Source organism: Thiomicrospira sp. WB1 (assembly GCF_001507535.1).
Classification (GTDB): domain Bacteria; phylum Pseudomonadota; class Gammaproteobacteria; order Thiomicrospirales; family Thiomicrospiraceae; genus Hydrogenovibrio.
This window is the reverse complement of the sequence record NZ_LQBN01000004.1, coordinates 176,541-191,251: the sequence shown is the minus strand read 5'-3', so window position 1 is coordinate 191,251 and position 14,711 is coordinate 176,541. Positions and strand designations below refer to the sequence as shown.

The window sequence follows — 14,711 nt, the reverse complement described above, 5'->3', positions numbered from 1 at the left end:
CGCCTTAGTCGCCTGGGTGAGCGTTATCGAGGCGGCTGCGGTACATCTGCTCCGTGAGGTCGTTGAGCAGGGACAGGCGACCGCCATAGGTTTTGTTGAGGTTGGCCTGGGTCAGAACCTGGTGCGCCGGGCCAGCGGCAATCAGACGTGCGTTGATCAAAATCACGTGGTCAAAGTATTCGCCGACGGTGTTGAGGTCGTGGTGGACGCAGACCACGGTGTTGCCTTTGGCTTTGAGTTGTTTGAACAGCTCGATAATGGTTTTTTCTGTGGCCACATCGACCCCCGCAAAGGGCTCGTCCATCAGGTAAAGACTGGCCTGTTGCGCCAGCGCACGCGCCAGAAACACGCGTTGTTGCTGCCCACCGGAAAGTTGAGCAATCTGGCGGTCACGGAAGTCCCACATTTTCAGGTCCTTGAGCGCCTGCTCGGCAATCTGGCGGTCGCATCGGCTGGGGCGCTGCCAGAATTTGAGTTGGCCGTGGCGCCCCATCAGCACCACATCCATCACATTGATGGGAAAATCCCAGTCGATTTCCTCGCGCTGAGGCACATAGGCGGTGGTCAGGCGTTTTTCCTCCAATGTACGACCGTAAAATTGCACCTTGCCCTGTATCGCGGGCGTGAGGTTCATAATGCCCTTGAGCAAGGAGGATTTGCCCGCGCCGTTGGGGCCCACAATGGCCACGGTTTGGCCGGGCGGGATTTCAAAACTCACATCCGTGAGCACCGGCTTGTGGTGGTAACGGATCGAAAGCTGATCGACCTTGAGCGGCGGTTGGTTACTCATGAATGGCTCCCAGCAGTCCGTCACGGATGGTGCGCACATTGTGGCGAACCATCTTGAGATACGTTTCAGCGCCCGAGCCTTCGGCGCCCATGGCGTCGGAATAGAGTTCGCCCCCGACCTGAACGTTTTTACCTTCGGCCTGAACCCCCTGGACGAGGGATTGGATGAATTTGGGCGAGACGCTGGTTTCGACAAACACCGCCTGAATATCGCGTTCCACAATGATGTCCTTGAGGTGTTTAATGTCCTGCAGGCCAAATTCACCGGCCGTGCTGATGCCCTGCAACCCCATGACTTCCAGACCGTATGCCTTGCCGAAATAGCCGAAGGCATCGTGTGCGGTGATCAGTACCCGTTTGCCTTCTGGAATCTCGTCGATCTGGGCGCGCACCCATTGGTCCAGTTGCGCCAGTTGTTGTTGATACATGCGCAAATTTTTCTGGTAGCTGTCGGCATTGGCCGGGTCTTTGGCCGAAAGCGTGGCCGCCACTTTTTGTGCGGCCATCTGCCACAGGCTGACATCAAACCAGACATGGGGATCATGCAGCGCATCGTAGGGAATCAGGTGTTTTTCTGGCAGGTCTTCGGTGACGGCGACCACGGTCTGGCGGCGTTTCATTTTTTCGAAAATGGGCTGCATTTTGCCTTCAAGGTGCAGCCCGTTGTAAAAGATGATGTCGGCCCGGCTGAGTTTGCGAATGTCGCCCTGAGTCGCTTTGTAAAGATGCGGGTCCACCCCCACGCCCATCAGCGCCTGAACCTGCGCGTTGTCTTGGGCAATGTTTGTCACCAGATCAGCGATCATGCCCGTTGTGGCCGTGACTTTCAGTTGGGCCTGAGCCAGAGGGCTGGTCAGAAAAGCACTCAGCATCAGGCCAAGGATGGCAAGCGGTTGAGTCAGGTTCGGCAGACGGGTCGAGAAACGGGGCATGTGGCAACCTCTCATTGCGTTCATTGCGCGCACAACATGAGTGCGCCCGGTAGGACGATCTAATTTAATGTTTAGTCTAGGCTAATTTTTAGTCGACTGCAACCGGTTGCGCACTGGCGCAAACGCAGTGGCTGGCAAAGGTGAAGGCGGCGGGTTAGCTTTCCTGGCGATTGCGCCAGAGTTTGGCCACGGCTTTGTCGCTGCCCAGATAGCCCACAATCAGGCACAGCAGGCCAATGCCGGTAAACAGAATCACCGGAAACAGGCCCGCCAGAATGTCAGCAAGCAGGGAAAAATAAAGTCCCACACCGCCGAGTATCACAAACAAAAATCCCATGATTTTAAGGACCTTGCGGTGGGACGGGCTGTAATGGTAGGCCCCCTCTGACTGCTCCAGTGGTGTCAAAATGGGCGCGGCGAGTTGTTGCAGACGTTTTTTCATGAGGGTCGCTTTTGATTAATTGGCAAAATCTTCAGGGTCATAGCCCAGGTTCGGGGCCAGCCATTTTTCGGTCTCGGCAAAGGTCCAGCCTTTGCGCTCGGCATAGTCTTCGACCTGATCACGACCGATGGACCCGACGCCGAAGTAGCGGCTGTCGGGATGGGCAAAGTAGGTGCCGGAGACGGCCGCGGTCGGCGTCATGGCAAAGGATTCGGTGATCTCGAGCCCAATGCGTTCATCCGGCTGCAACAGATCCCACAAGATGCCTTTTTCGGTGTGGTCGGGGCAGGCCGGGTAACCCGCGGCCGGACGAATGCCCTGATACCGCTCGCGAATCAGGTCATCGTTGTCCAGCGTCTCATCCGGGGCATAGCCCCAATCCTGCTTACGGACCCGTTCATGCAGGGCCTCGGCAAAGGCTTCGGCAAAGCGGTCCGCCAGTGCCTTGAGCATGATTGCATGGTAGTCGTCGTGTGCGGCCTCGAACCGGGCCACATGCTCGTCGATGCCGATGCCCGCGGTGACCGCAAAGAACCCGATGTAATCCGCCACACCGCTGTCTTTGGGGGCGATGAAATCGGACAGGCAGTTGTTGGCCCCGCCGCGCTTTTTCTCCGCCTGCTGGCGCAGATGATGAAAGCGGGTCAAGACTTCGCTGCGGGTGTCGTCGGTGTAGACCTCAATGTCGTCGCCCACGCGGTTGGCGGGGTAAAAGCCATAGACGGCTTTGGCGGTGAGCCATTTTTCGTTCATAATCTGTTTGAGCATGGCCTGAGCATCGGCAAAGACCTTTTTGGCTTCTTCGCCCACGACCTTGTCGTCCAGAATGCGGGGGTATTTGCCGTGCAATTCCCAGGCCTGGAAAAAGGGCGACCAGTCAAACCGTTCCAGCAGGGTTTCCAGCGGGAAGTCTTCCAGTACCTTGACCCCCAAAAAGCTTGGCTTGACCGGCGTGAAATCTGACCAGGCCTGGTCGTCCAGTGTTTTCAGGGCTGGATTCTGACGCGCCTGTTTGATCGATACCCGCTTGACCTCTTTGGCGCGGGCTTTGCGCGCTTCGCGCACCTCGGCGTATTCGGCGCGGATTTTGTCGGCAAACGCCGCTTTTTTGTCATGTGAAATCAGGCTTTGCGCCACGCCCACGGCGCGGGAGGCGTCTTTGACGTACACCACCGGATGGTCGTACTGCGGTTCGATTTTGACCGCGGTGTGCGCTTTGGAGGTGGTGGCCCCGCCGATCAGCAGGGGCACTTGCATGCCGCGCTCCTGCATCTGTTTGGCGACATTGACCATTTCTTCCAGTGAGGGCGTGATCAGGCCGCTTAAGCCCACCACATTGGCGTTTTCTTTTTCGGCGGCGTCGAGAATGTCTTCGGCCGGGACCATGACGCCCAGATCGATCACCTCAAAGTTGTTGCACTGCAAGACGATGCCGACGATGTTTTTGCCGATGTCGTGCACATCGCCCTTGACGGTGGCGAGCACGATTTTGCCTTTGACCTGGCCTTCGGCTTTTTCCGCCTGCAGGTAAGGGTCGAGATAGGCCACGGCCCGTTTCATCACGCGCGCCGATTTGACCACCTGCGGCAGGAACATTTTGCCCGACCCGAACAGGTCGCCGACGATGTTCATGCCGTCCATGAGCGGGCCTTCGATCACATTGATCGGCGCGCCCAGTTTTTGATAGGCCTCTTCGGTGTCGTCTTCAATGTAATCGGTGATGCCTTTGATCAGCGCATGTTCCAGGCGTTTTTCCACGGTGTTTTCGCGCCAGGCAATATCGGTTTCCTTGCTGGCGGCCTGACCATCGCCTCGGTATTCTTCGGCGATTTCGAGCAGGCGTTCGCCGGCTTCCGGATCTTTGTTGAGGACCACGTCTTCGACCGCGTCGCGCAGTTTGACCGGCACTTCATCATAAATCGCCATCTGTCCGGCGTTGACGATGCCCATGTCCATGCCTTCTTTGATCGCATAGTACAGAAACACCGAGTGAATCGCTTCACGCACCGGGTTGTTGCCACGAAAGGAAAAGGACACATTGGACACACCGCCGGAGACCTTGGCGTAAGGCAGGTTCTGTTTGATCCAGCGCACTGCCTCAATAAAGTCGAGGCCATAGCGGTTGTGTTCTTCGATCCCGGTGGCCACGGCAAAAATATTGGGATCGAAAATGATGTCCTGCGGCGGAAAGCCGACCTTGTCCACCAGCACGCGGTAGGAGCGTTCGCAGATTTCGATTTTGCGCTTGAGCGTGTCGGCCTGACCGTCTTCGTCAAACGCCATAATGATCGCCGCCGCGCCATAGTCGCGAACCAGCTTGGCTTGTTTCATGAAGGCGTCTTCGCCTTCCTTGAGCGAGATGGAGTTGACGATGCCTTTGCCCTGAATGCATTTGAGTCCGGCCTCGATCACTTCCCATTTGGACGAGTCGATCATAATCGGCACGCGCGAAGCGTCGGGTTCACTGGCCAACAGGTTGAGGAATTTGACCATGCAGGCTTTGGCATCGAGCATGCCTTCGTCCATGTTGACATCGATCACCTGCGCGCCGTCTTCCACCTGTTTGACCGCGATGTCGATGGCTTCATCAAAGTTGTCTTCGATGATCAGGCGCTTGAATTTGGCCGAACCGGTGACGTTGTTGCGCTCGCCCACATTGATAAACAGGCTGTCCTCGTCAATGTTAAGCGGCTCGAGCCCTGATAGACGACAGGCGGGGGCGATTTCGGGCAGGGCACGTGGGGTGTGGTCTTTCATCGCCTGGGTAAAGGCAGCGATGTGGTCAGGCGTGGTGCCGCAGCAGCCGCCGATGATGTTGATCCAGCCTTTTTCCGCCCAGATCGCAATTTCGTGCGCCATCTGTTCGGGGCTTTCGTCGTATTCACCGAATTCATTGGGCAGGCCCGCATTGGGGTGGATCGACACATAGGCTTCACAGACGCGGCTGAGTTCGCCCACATAACGGCGCAGCTCTTCCGGCCCCAGGGCACAGTTCAGGCCCACCGACAGAGGGTTGGCGTGGGCCACGGCATTGTAAAACGCTTCGGTGGTCTGGCCCGACAGGGTGCGCCCGGAAGCATCGGTGATGGTGCCCGAGAGCATGATCGGAATTTCGTCGCCCAGTTCGGTCTCGATGTTCTTGACCGCAAAAATTGCCGCCTTGGCGTTCAGCGTATCAAAAATGGTTTCGATCAGAATGACGTCCGCCCCGCCCGTGATCAATCCGCGGGTGGCTTGCTCATACGCCTCGACCAGCTCATCAAACGTGACATTGCGCGCGCCGGGGTCGTTCACATCCGGCGAAATGGAGGCCGTGCGGTTGGTCGGTCCCAGCACCCCGGCGACAAAGCGCGGTTCGCCGTCTTTTTCGCTGGCGGCATCGCAAGCCTTGCGCGCCACCTGCGCCGCCGCGATGTTGAGATCGGTGACGATCGACTCCATTTCGTAATCGGCCTGAGCAATGGTGGTGGCGTTAAACGAGTTGGTTTCAATCAGGTCGGCACCGGCATCAATGAACTGGCGGTGAATGTCCTCGATCAGATCCGGCTGGGTCATCGCCAGAAGGTCGTTATTGCCCTGAATGTCGCATGACCAGTCGGCAAATCGCTCGCCGCGGAACTCGGATTCATTGAGCTTCAGGTTCTGAATCATGGTGCCCATGGCCCCGTCCAGCCGCACTATGCGTTGGGTCAATCGCTCACGTAGCTGGGCAATGCGGGTCAAGCGAGCCTGGCGCTGAGACTCAGTTAGCGTCAATGCGGTGTCAGAAGGGGCCATAAAACAAACTCAAGGATCATTGAAATCCTTTATTTTAGCACAGGGCCAATCGATAAAGGGTGTGGGTGAAATCGAGGCGCACAAAAAGCCTTTTTCACCAGGCCTGGTGGTTTTTGGGTGTTACAGTTATTAGCTGAACCCAAACATCAAAAAATACTTATTTGTTTTTAACTAATGAAGCCAGAGAACTTAAAGAAACTCGTTACAACCTCCATGCCTTACGGAAAATACAAGGGACGAATGATTGCTGATTTGCCAGGTCATTACCTGAATTGGTTTGCGCGTGAGGGTTTTCCGTCTGGTCAGTTAGGGCAGTTATTGGCTCTGATGCACGAGTTGGATCACAATGGGTTAAAGCATCTTCTTGATCCGTTAAGAAAATTAAGCGTTTGTGACAAAGGATGTACTCTACTAAAAACCACCAGGCCTGGTGAAAATCGGGGGTGTGAAACCGGATTTGGTACAATGTGATTTTTTTACACATTCTCCTTTTGAGGTGCCATGCTCTGTCAGACCGATCCCGACCGTTACACGCAACAGCTTGCAAACAAGGAGGCTCGCCTGCAGTCGTTGTTGGGTGAATTGCCGCAGTTTGACTGTTTTGCGTCGCCGCCGGAGCATTATCGGGCGCGGGCGGAGTTTCGGGTCTGGCACGAGGGGGATCGCACTGATTACATCATGTTCGACCCCGAGACCAAGACCAAAGTGCCGATTCACCATTGCCCGATGGCGATCGAGTCGATTGCGGGCCTGATGCGGCCATTGATGGACGCCATCGTGGCGGAGCCGGTGCTGCGCCGTAAATTGTTTCAGGTGGATTTTCTGGCCACGCTCAGTGGTGAAATGCTGGTGACGCTGATTTATCGGCGGCCGTTGCAGACCCCGGATGAGCGGGGCGTCGTGCAAACCGATGCAGACTGGCTGACCGCGGCCGAGCATTTGCGGGAAACGCTGCCCATTGATCATATCATCGGTCGGGCGCGCAAGCAGAAGGTGTGTCTGGATCAGGATTTTGTCACCGAGCGTTTGCAGGTGCATGACCAGACCTGGTCGTTTCAGCAGATCGAAAACAGCTTTACCCAGCCCAATCCGTACATGGCGCAGGCGATGCTGGCCTGGGCGCAGGATAGAGCCAAGCAGGCCAATCCGGATGGTGCAGGCGATCTGCTGGAACTTTATTGCGGTAACGGCCATTTTTCGATTGCGCTGGCGCCGTTTTTCCGACGGGTGCTGGCCACGGAGATTTCCAAAACCTCGGTGGCGTCGGCCAAAATCAATATCGAGCAAAACGGGGTGGAAAACCTGACGGTGGTGCGCATGGCGGCGGAAGAGATTTCGGCGGCGCTGGGCGGTAAAACCTTCAAGCGCCTGAAAGACGTGCCATTGGCCGACTACCGCTTTACCACGCTGTTTCTGGACCCACCGCGGGCGGGGCTGGACGATCTGACCCGGTCCATGGCGGCCGGGTTTGACTGGGTGATTTACATTTCCTGCAACCCGGAGACTTTGGCCCGTGATCTTGAGGTATTGACGGCCACGCATGACGTGGTGAACACGGCTTTGTTCGACCAGTTCCCCTACACTCACCACATTGAAAGCGGCGTGTTGCTGCAGAGGAAAGTTTCATGATTCTGGGATTGATTGGCGCGCTTTTGATTGGCTTGAGCCTGGGCCTGTTGGGGTCCGGCGGTTCGATTCTGACGGTTCCGGTGCTGATTTATCTGGTGGGGCAGGACCCCAAAGTGGCGATTGCCGGATCGCTGTTGATCGTGGGCATCATCAGTGTGTTTTCGGCCTGGCCCTACGCGCGGCAAAAGCTGGTGGACTGGCGCACGGCGCTGATGTTTGGCGGCCCCGGCATGCTCGGGGCGTATCTGGGGGCGTTTGGCGCGCATTTTGTCTCCAGCCCGGTGCAGATGCTGGTGTTTTCGGCGCTGCTGCTGGCGGCGGCGATCTTGATGCTCAAGCCGGTGAAAATGGACTCCGCCGGGCAGGGTCCCAAAAAGCGGGCGTTCTGGAAAATCGCCATCGACGGTCTGGTGGTCGGTGCGGTCACCGGCCTGGTCGGCGTGGGGGGCGGTTTTCTGATCATTCCGGCGCTGGTGTTGATGGGCGGTCTGTCGATGCGTTTGGCGGTGGGCACCAGTCTGGTGATCATCGCGGCCAAATCCTTTGTCGGCTTTTATGAATACCTGAATGTATTGGATCAGTTGTCGTTGAATCTGGACTGGCAGGTGGTGGGCCTGTTCTCGGTGCTGGGCATTCTGGGCGGCTGGCTGGGTCACAAAGTCAGTCACAAAGTGGATCAGGCGATGCTCAAGCGGGTGTTCGCGCTGTTTTTGATTGTGATGGGGGCGTTCATTCTGTCGCAGAATGTGTCCGCGCTGATCTGAATCGGCTTTTTTACCAGGCCTGGTGAAAAAGGGGTCAGGTGGCTTTGCGGTGACCGGGACCGCGTATGTGGCTCAGGGTGGAGAGCGTCTCGCCTTCCAGTTCAAACGCCTGGGCAAACCCTTTCACAAACCGCCCGCGCACCGGCGTCAGTTCAAACAGGTGAAAGTCTTCCAGTGTTTTGAGCATGGCGACGGTCTCGCCCAATTCCGCCTGCATGCGCTCCATGGTCTGTGTCCAGTTTTCACTCTGTCTTGTTATTTCGCGCACCGTGGCCTGCACGCTCACCCGGCGACGGGTAAAGCGATTGTCATCGGTTTCGGGTTCGATCAGTAGCAGGCTGGCATGCGACCCGGCCAAGAGATTACGGGTATGTCGGGCCAGTTCCGACAGGTACACATAAAAGCGTTGCTGATCCAGCAGGAAAGGCGCATAGCTGGCTTCCGGCCAGCCGGTTTCGGGGTCAGTGGTGGCCAGCACGGCAGTGTGGTGGGTTTGAATGAAGTCGTGACACTCCTGCACGAGCGCGTCGTCTTTTGCCATGGCTTGCCTCGTAATGCCTGTGAATTCGTTTTATGATAGCGACCTATGAACCGAACCTCAATCACCCACATTCATGTACCCAATCGCACGGAGTCCAGAGCGTGAGAAAGCTGGCGCAGCCTCGCTGGTTGTTCGCTCTGTTGGGCATGGTGCTGTTGCTCTGTGCGGTCTGGGCGTTGCGCCAGGGCGTCTATCCTTTGAGCTGGCCGCAGTGGGCGCAGGCCCTTTGGGCGCCGCATGACGCCACACCGGCTTCGCAGGTTCTGTGGGAGCTGCGCCTGCCGCGCCTGTTGCTCGCCATGCTGGTGGGCGCGGTACTGGGATTAAGTGGTGCGGCCATGCAGGGGCTGTTTCGCAACCCTCTGGCGGATCCGGCGTTGATCGGGGTCTCCAGTGGCGCGGCGCTGGCGTCGGTGGCGGTGATTGTGCTGGGCGCTGCCTGGTCGTTGGAACCCGGCCCCTGGTTGTTGCCTTTGGCCGGGTTTCTGGGCGGTGTGGCGGTCACCGCGTTTATCTATCGGTTTGCCAGCCGCTATGGACGCACGCACATTGGCGTGATGTTGCTGGCCGGGGTGGCGATCAATGCCATGGCAGGCGCCGGGCTGGGGTTGCTGAGTTACCTCGCCTCAGATCAGGCGCTGCGCCAGTTGACCTACTGGACGCTCGGGTCACTGAGTCAGGCACAATGGTTTCAGGTGAGTGGGTTGGCATTGATTCTAATCGGTGCCCTGTGGGCGCTGACTGGTCAGGCCCGGGCGTTGAACCTGTTTCTGATGGGCGATCGCGTGGTGACGCATTTGGGGCTGTCACTGCCCCGGATGAAGCGTTCGGTGGTCGTTTGGACCGCTCTGGGTGTGGGGGCGGCGGTGTCGGTCAGCGGTGTGATCGGTTTTGTGGGGCTGGTGGCGCCGCATCTAGTGCGGTTGCTGGTTGGCCCCGACCATCGAGTCGTGCTGCCAGGCAGCGCGCTGATGGGCGCGTGTCTGGTGGTGGTGGCCGACACCCTGGCGAGAACCTTGGCGGCGCCGGCTGAGTTGCCGCTGGGCATTTTGATGGCGGCGTTTGGCGGGCCTTTTTTCTTATGGCTGTTGTGGCGTCACCTGAACGGCCAAGATTGGGGAGGCCGGGATGCTTGAAACGCATGACCTGTCGGTTGAGCTGGGCGACGTCTGGCGTCTGCAATCGGTGGCCTTGTCGGTGTCACCCGGAGAAAATGTGGCCATCGTCGGGCCGAACGGCGCGGGTAAATCCACCCTGTTGGATTGCCTGAGTGGGGACCGGGTGCCGCAGGTTGGCCGTGTCCAATGGCAGGGCACGCCGTTGTCACAGCTGTCCCTGGAAAGACTGGCGCAGACGCGCGCTGTCTTGCCGCAGACCACGGCCTTGAGCTTTGATTTCAGTGTGGGCGAGGTGGTGGCGATGGGCTTGATCTGGCCCGGTGAGGCCCGGGCGGAGTTTTGGTTGCAGCGCGCCTTGGCGGCCTTTGATCTGGTGGCTTTGGCTGAGCGGCCCTATCCGACGCTTTCCGGCGGTGAGCAACAGCGCGTGCAGTTGGCGCGGGTCTGGTTGCAGCGCGCTCAGGGCGCCGAGGCCGGTGACGCTTCGGTGACACCGGGCTGGGTGTTGCTGGACGAGCCCCTGTCGCATTTGGACATGCGGCATCAGCATCAGTGCCTGCAGGTTTTTGCTGATTTGGCCAAACAAACCCACAGCGGGGTGGTGATGGTGTTGCATGATCTGCAGATGGCGGCCCAATACGCCGATCGTCTGTTGTTGCTGCAACAGGGCGAGGTCAAAGCGCAGGGCACGCCGTCCAAGGTGTTGCAGCCGGACCTGCTCGAAGCCGTGTACCAGTGTCCGTTGCAGGTGCTGTCGCATCCCGGCGGCTGGCCACTGGTGGTGGCAAAGGCCGACTGATGTCTTTATTAGGGGGTAAACTGCTGCAAGGGGTTCGGCTCGGGCGCCCCGATGAAAAAGCCTTGCGCGTAGTCAATCTTCATGGCGTTCGCCAGATCAAAAATACGCCGATCGCTGACGAATTCGGCGATGGTGGCGATGCCGCGTTTTTGTGCAAAACTGACAATCGATTCGACAATGTCGTAGGCATCCTGATTGTCGGCAAGTTGCTTGATCAAGGACCCATCCAGTTTGATGTAGTCGGCGTTTAATTTGAGCAGATTGTGGTAATTGGCATAGCCGGCGCCAAAATCATCAATCGCAATCTGACAGCCTCTTTCCCGAACCTTTTGCAGAAATCGCTGCACCGCGGCAAAGTCGGTGATTTCTTCCGATTCCAGAATTTCCAGTGTGACCTGTTCCGGGGCCGAGCAGGCATCCAGCAGCTCGAGCAGGTGCCGGGCATAGCTGGGTCGTGTCATGTCCAGCGAAGAAATATTGATCGAAAACGGCAGACCGGTCTGTTCAAAATGTTCGAACGCCTTGGTGGCGACGCGCCGCGAGAGTTGATAATACTTCTTGGTGCGTTTGGACACTTCCAGAAAGTGGAAGGGGGACACCACAGTCTGATCGGTGTCGATCAAACGCACCAGGCATTCATGGCGTTCGATTTGCCCGCTGGCGTAATGATAAATCGGCTGAAAATGCACCGTGATGCGGTCGTCTAGCAGGGCCTGATTCAGCTTGGCCGACCATTTCAGGTTTTCGGCTCGCAATTCCGGTTGGTCAATCGCATCGGAATAGGTCATCTGATTGTGATGATGGCGCTTGGCATAGCGCATGGCGATTTCAAGCGAACGCAACAGGCGGTTTTTGGGCTCGAACGACAGGGCCAGAGTGGGGTTGGTCATGATTTCCTGGCCGCGGATGCGATAGCGCTTTTCGTTGAGTCGTTCCCGCAGGGTTTGCAGGCTGGAGCTGAATTCGGTGGCATGCACGTTTTCGGCCAGCAACACCAGCTGATCAGCGCCCAAATGAAACAACCGATAGTCGAGAGGCTTGTAATAAAACACGTGCAGCATGAAATGCACTAACAGTTGATCACCAAAGCTGTGCCCGAAGTATTCGTTAATCTGACGGAAATTATCCAGATCGAGCATGGCCAGTACGGGGCGCTCGCTGGCGTCAATGGCCTCCATCAGCGCAAGGCGATTGGGGATGTTCAACAGGCGAGAGGTGGTGAGGGCGCCGTTGAGTGCCATTTGTTTGCGCACCAGTTCGGTGACTTCATGGCGAATCGCCAGGTATTCAACGAATTGACCGTTTTCATCAAACAGCGGGGTCAGCGTCATTTCCACCCAGTAGGGCTCACCGCTCTTTTTGCGGTTTTTGAGTGTGCCTTTCCAGGTTTTGCCAGATTGGATGGCTTGCCACATGGCCTGAAAGGTGCGTCGTGGGGTATCCGGGTGGCGCAGAATGCTGTGAGGTTGGCCGATCAGCTCGTCACGTGTGTAGCCGGTCAGTTTGAGCAGGTGATTATTGACGTAGGTGATGCGCCCGATTTCATCGGAGCGTGACACCAGATTGCTTTCGTCCAGAGCGTGATTGATCTGGCGGTTGATCAGCTGTGCTTTCTGGGCCTGTTTTTTGTAGTGGATCAGGTCGGTCCAGTTTTGTAGGAAGCCGTAGAACTCGGTCGCTTCCCCGCTTTCATCTCGGATGATTTCGGTGGTGTCTTTGACCCAGACCCAGTCGCCATCCGCATTCAGAAGTCGATAGGGGCGGTGTTCAAACTGATGTGATCCATTGCTGACGGCGTGGCTGACTTCTTTGTCTACCCGTTGCCGGTCATCCGGGTGAACCAGCTCGGCATAGATCAGATCGCCATCGGCCAGTTGATGGGGTTGATAGCCCAGTAAGTCGATGACCGGCTCCGAGGCATAGATCACGGGCCACCCGGGACGGTTTTCCCAGCGCATGAAGACAAATGGCGCCTGATTGAGGTAGGTTTCAAATGGCTGGGACATAAAAAATCGGCATTGAAAAGGCACCTCATGATAAGCAAAATTCCTATTCATGTAAAGGTTTCAGTCTATGGTTTCGAGGTTTCAGTAAGGCATCATCGATGTATGAGCGCACAAGGCAGACGGGTGATAAAGGGCACACGAAGGTGTAAAATACCCCTTTCAATCAAGCTTAGAGAATATTCATGTCGTTCGATGCGCCGATCAAACCCTTGCCCAGCGAATACCGCCCGCCCAAGGCGATTTTAAAACCCGTGGGGCGGGCGCTGGCTCAGTACGGCATGATTCGTGATGGCGACCGCATTTTGCTGGGCCTGTCCGGGGGCAAAGATTCCCTGACGCTGTTGATGGTGCTGCGCCATCTGCAACGCCACTCTCCGGTCAAGTTCGAGCTGGCCGCCTGCACCATCGATCCGGAAATTCCGGGGTTTGATCCCACACCGTTGAAAGACTGGCTGGTCGAATTGGGCGTGCCGTTTTTTTATGAGGCCGAGGACATGGTGGCCCTGGCCGACCAGTATATGAAAGGCAATTCGTTCTGCAGTTTCTGCGCCCGTCAGAAACGGGGCAAACTTTACACCGTCTGTCGGCGTGAGGGTTACAACGTGCTGGCGCTGGCTCAGCATCTGGATGATCTGGCAGAAAGTCTGATGATGTCAGCGTTTAACGCCGGGGAGTTGCGGACTATGAAAGCGCATTATCTGAACAACGACGAAGACATCCGCATCATTCGACCCTTGGTGCGCGTGCGGGAAAATCAGTGCCGCGATTTTGCTGAAACGGCGGGATTGCCCGTGATTCAGGACAACTGTCCGGCCTGTTATGCCAAACCGCAGGAACGCGAGCGCATGAAACAGCTGTTGTTGAGCGAAGAGCAGCACAATAAGCACCTTTACGCCAATTTATGGCGGGCGATGCAACCGCTGATTGCCGATGACAACCACGGCGGTGAGGCCCAACTGAATCAAAAAAACCAGGCCGCTGGCGCATGAAAGCGTTGCAGGCCTTTTTGATTCAGGCCCTGTTGCGCGGGCTTTCCTGGCTGCCCCTGCGGGTGAATCATGCGCTGGGCGCTGGATTGGGGTATCTGCTCTGGTGGACGCCCAATTCGGTCAAACGGGTGTCACGCATCAATCTGGCCACCGCGTTCCCGGATCACTCTCCACAAGCCCGGCAGGCATTGCTAAAGCAGAGCTTGCTGGCATTGGGTCAAACCGTGACCGAGTTGGGTGCCTTGTGGTTCTGGTCCCGGTCGCGCACCTTGGCACTGGTGCAAGCGGTCGAGGGAGGGGCGCAGATTGAACAGGCCCTGGCCGAAAAAAAGGGTGTGATTGTGCTGTCCCCACACTTGGGCGCCTGGGAAATGATGGGCTATTACTGGGCCGCCCATTACCCCATGACCAGCCTGTATCGTCCGCCCAATTTGGCAGCTTTGGAAAGCTTTATGCAACGGGTGCGTGAGCGCGGCGGTGCGCGTCTGGTGCCGACCGACCGAAGTGGGGTCAAAGCATTGCGGGAAGCGCTTAAACGCAATGAGATGATCGGCATTCTGCCGGATCAGGACCCTGGCAAGCGCGGCAGTGTGCATGCGCCGTTTTTCGGGTATCCGGCCCGGACCATGCTGTTGGTCTCCAAGCTGGCGGCCAAGTCAGGTGCGCCGGTTTTTTTCACGTTTGCAGAGCGTTTGCCCATAGGAAAAGGGTATCGGGTTCACATCCTGCCGGCGCCCACGGAGGTGGCTGCGCTGGACGCGGAGGCGGCCGCCACGGCGCTCAACCAAGGTGTGGAACAATGCGTGCGGATCGCGCCCGCACAGTATCAGTGGAGCTATAAACGCTACAAGCATCCGCCCGCGGGCGTGGCCAATCCTTACAAATCGCAATCATGATTCCCAATCAAGCTCCCAATGATTTTGGG

12 protein-coding genes and 1 pseudogene are annotated in these 14,711 nt (G+C 57.4%); 7 read left to right on the top strand and 6 right to left on the bottom strand.

Going from position 1 to position 14,711, the window contains the following annotated elements; translation table 11 throughout:
• Positions 1-4: 4 nt before the first annotated feature.
• From AVO41_RS10195 to metH, 4 genes are all read right to left on the bottom strand, one after another.
• Positions 5-790 carry a metal ABC transporter ATP-binding protein gene (locus AVO41_RS10195; protein ID WP_068586598.1) on the bottom strand — a complete coding sequence of 262 codons (786 nt, stop codon included), beginning with the start codon at positions 788-790 and terminating at the stop codon, positions 5-7.
• Positions 783-1,721 carry a metal ABC transporter solute-binding protein, Zn/Mn family gene (locus AVO41_RS10190; protein WP_082676744.1) on the bottom strand — a complete coding sequence of 313 codons (939 nt, stop codon included), beginning with the start codon at positions 1,719-1,721 and terminating at the stop codon, positions 783-785. The genes AVO41_RS10195 and AVO41_RS10190 overlap by 8 nt, the downstream gene beginning before the upstream one ends.
• A gap of 154 nt (positions 1,722-1,875) precedes the next feature.
• Positions 1,876-2,163, bottom strand: coding sequence for a hypothetical protein (locus AVO41_RS10185; RefSeq protein ID WP_068586594.1), 288 nt, complete (start codon positions 2,161-2,163; stop codon positions 1,876-1,878).
• 15 nt (positions 2,164-2,178) lie between these two features.
• On the bottom strand, positions 2,179-5,940 hold the full coding sequence (gene metH, locus AVO41_RS10180; protein WP_068586591.1) for a methionine synthase: 3,762 nt from the start codon (positions 5,938-5,940) through the stop codon (positions 2,179-2,181).
• A gap of 174 nt (positions 5,941-6,114) precedes the next feature.
• On the opposite strand from metH, the pseudogene AVO41_RS10665 reads away from it, so the two are divergent.
• From AVO41_RS10665 to AVO41_RS10170, 3 genes and pseudogenes are all read left to right on the top strand, one after another.
• Positions 6,115-6,321 (top strand): annotated as a pseudogene (locus AVO41_RS10665) (DUF3820 family protein); the annotation flags it as partial.
• Positions 6,322-6,441: 120 nt separating this feature from the next.
• Positions 6,442-7,569: a tRNA (uridine(54)-C5)-methyltransferase TrmA gene (gene trmA, locus AVO41_RS10175; RefSeq protein ID WP_068586587.1), complete on the top strand. Its 1,128-nt coding sequence runs from the start codon at positions 6,442-6,444 to the stop codon at positions 7,567-7,569.
• Positions 7,566-8,333, top strand: coding sequence for a sulfite exporter TauE/SafE family protein (locus AVO41_RS10170; RefSeq protein ID WP_068586584.1), 768 nt, complete (start codon positions 7,566-7,568; stop codon positions 8,331-8,333). The genes trmA and AVO41_RS10170 overlap by 4 nt, the downstream gene beginning before the upstream one ends.
• 34 nt (positions 8,334-8,367) lie before the next feature.
• Here AVO41_RS10170 and AVO41_RS10165 read toward each other — a convergent pair whose 3' ends face one another.
• Positions 8,368-8,874, bottom strand: a complete 507-nt coding sequence (locus AVO41_RS10165; protein WP_068586577.1) for a HugZ family protein — start codon at positions 8,872-8,874, stop codon at positions 8,368-8,370.
• Positions 8,875-8,975: 101 nt separating this feature from the next.
• Between AVO41_RS10165 and AVO41_RS10160 the strand changes: the two genes are divergently transcribed.
• Positions 8,976-10,010: an iron ABC transporter permease gene (locus AVO41_RS10160; protein ID WP_235584734.1), complete on the top strand. Its 1,035-nt coding sequence runs from the start codon at positions 8,976-8,978 to the stop codon at positions 10,008-10,010.
• Positions 10,003-10,791, top strand: a complete 789-nt coding sequence (locus AVO41_RS10155; protein ID WP_068586576.1) for a heme ABC transporter ATP-binding protein — start codon at positions 10,003-10,005, stop codon at positions 10,789-10,791. Before AVO41_RS10160 ends, AVO41_RS10155 begins: the two co-directional genes overlap by 8 nt.
• A gap of 8 nt (positions 10,792-10,799) precedes the next feature.
• Here the strand turns inward: AVO41_RS10155 and AVO41_RS10150 are convergent, their stop codons facing one another.
• Entirely contained in the window at positions 10,800-12,797 is a 1,998-nt protein-coding gene (locus tag AVO41_RS10150; protein ID WP_068586573.1) for a GGDEF domain-containing phosphodiesterase, read from the bottom strand.
• Between the two features lie 182 nt (positions 12,798-12,979).
• Here AVO41_RS10150 and AVO41_RS10145 point away from each other — a divergent pair, with 182 nt between their 5' ends.
• Positions 12,980-13,786 carry an ATP-binding protein gene (locus AVO41_RS10145; protein WP_068586570.1) on the top strand — a complete coding sequence of 269 codons (807 nt, stop codon included), beginning with the start codon at positions 12,980-12,982 and terminating at the stop codon, positions 13,784-13,786.
• A complete protein-coding gene (locus AVO41_RS10140; protein WP_068586568.1) occupies positions 13,783-14,682 on the top strand; it encodes a lysophospholipid acyltransferase family protein in 900 nt (299 codons plus the stop codon). Before AVO41_RS10145 ends, AVO41_RS10140 begins: the two co-directional genes overlap by 4 nt.
• The last annotated feature ends 29 nt before the right edge of the window (positions 14,683-14,711 follow it).

Coding starts and splice junctions, on each gene's coding strand:
- AVO41_RS10190 (WP_082676744.1), bottom strand. CDS start 1,721: ATGCCCCGTTTCTCGACCCGTCTGCCGAACCTGACTCAACCGCTTGCC.
- AVO41_RS10145 (WP_068586570.1), top strand. CDS start 12,980: ATGTCGTTCGATGCGCCGATCAAACCCTTGCCCAGCGAATACCGCCCG.
- AVO41_RS10140 (WP_068586568.1), top strand. CDS start 13,783: ATGAAAGCGTTGCAGGCCTTTTTGATTCAGGCCCTGTTGCGCGGGCTT.
- AVO41_RS10150 (WP_068586573.1), bottom strand. CDS start 12,797: ATGTCCCAGCCATTTGAAACCTACCTCAATCAGGCGCCATTTGTCTTC.
- AVO41_RS10170 (WP_068586584.1), top strand. CDS start 7,566: ATGATTCTGGGATTGATTGGCGCGCTTTTGATTGGCTTGAGCCTGGGC.
- AVO41_RS10155 (WP_068586576.1), top strand. CDS start 10,003: ATGCTTGAAACGCATGACCTGTCGGTTGAGCTGGGCGACGTCTGGCGT.
- AVO41_RS10195 (WP_068586598.1), bottom strand. CDS start 790: ATGAGTAACCAACCGCCGCTCAAGGTCGATCAGCTTTCGATCCGTTAC.
- AVO41_RS10165 (WP_068586577.1), bottom strand. CDS start 8,874: ATGGCAAAAGACGACGCGCTCGTGCAGGAGTGTCACGACTTCATTCAA.
- AVO41_RS10185 (WP_068586594.1), bottom strand. CDS start 2,163: ATGAAAAAACGTCTGCAACAACTCGCCGCGCCCATTTTGACACCACTG.
- trmA (WP_068586587.1), top strand. CDS start 6,442: ATGCTCTGTCAGACCGATCCCGACCGTTACACGCAACAGCTTGCAAAC.
- metH (WP_068586591.1), bottom strand. CDS start 5,940: ATGGCCCCTTCTGACACCGCATTGACGCTAACTGAGTCTCAGCGCCAG.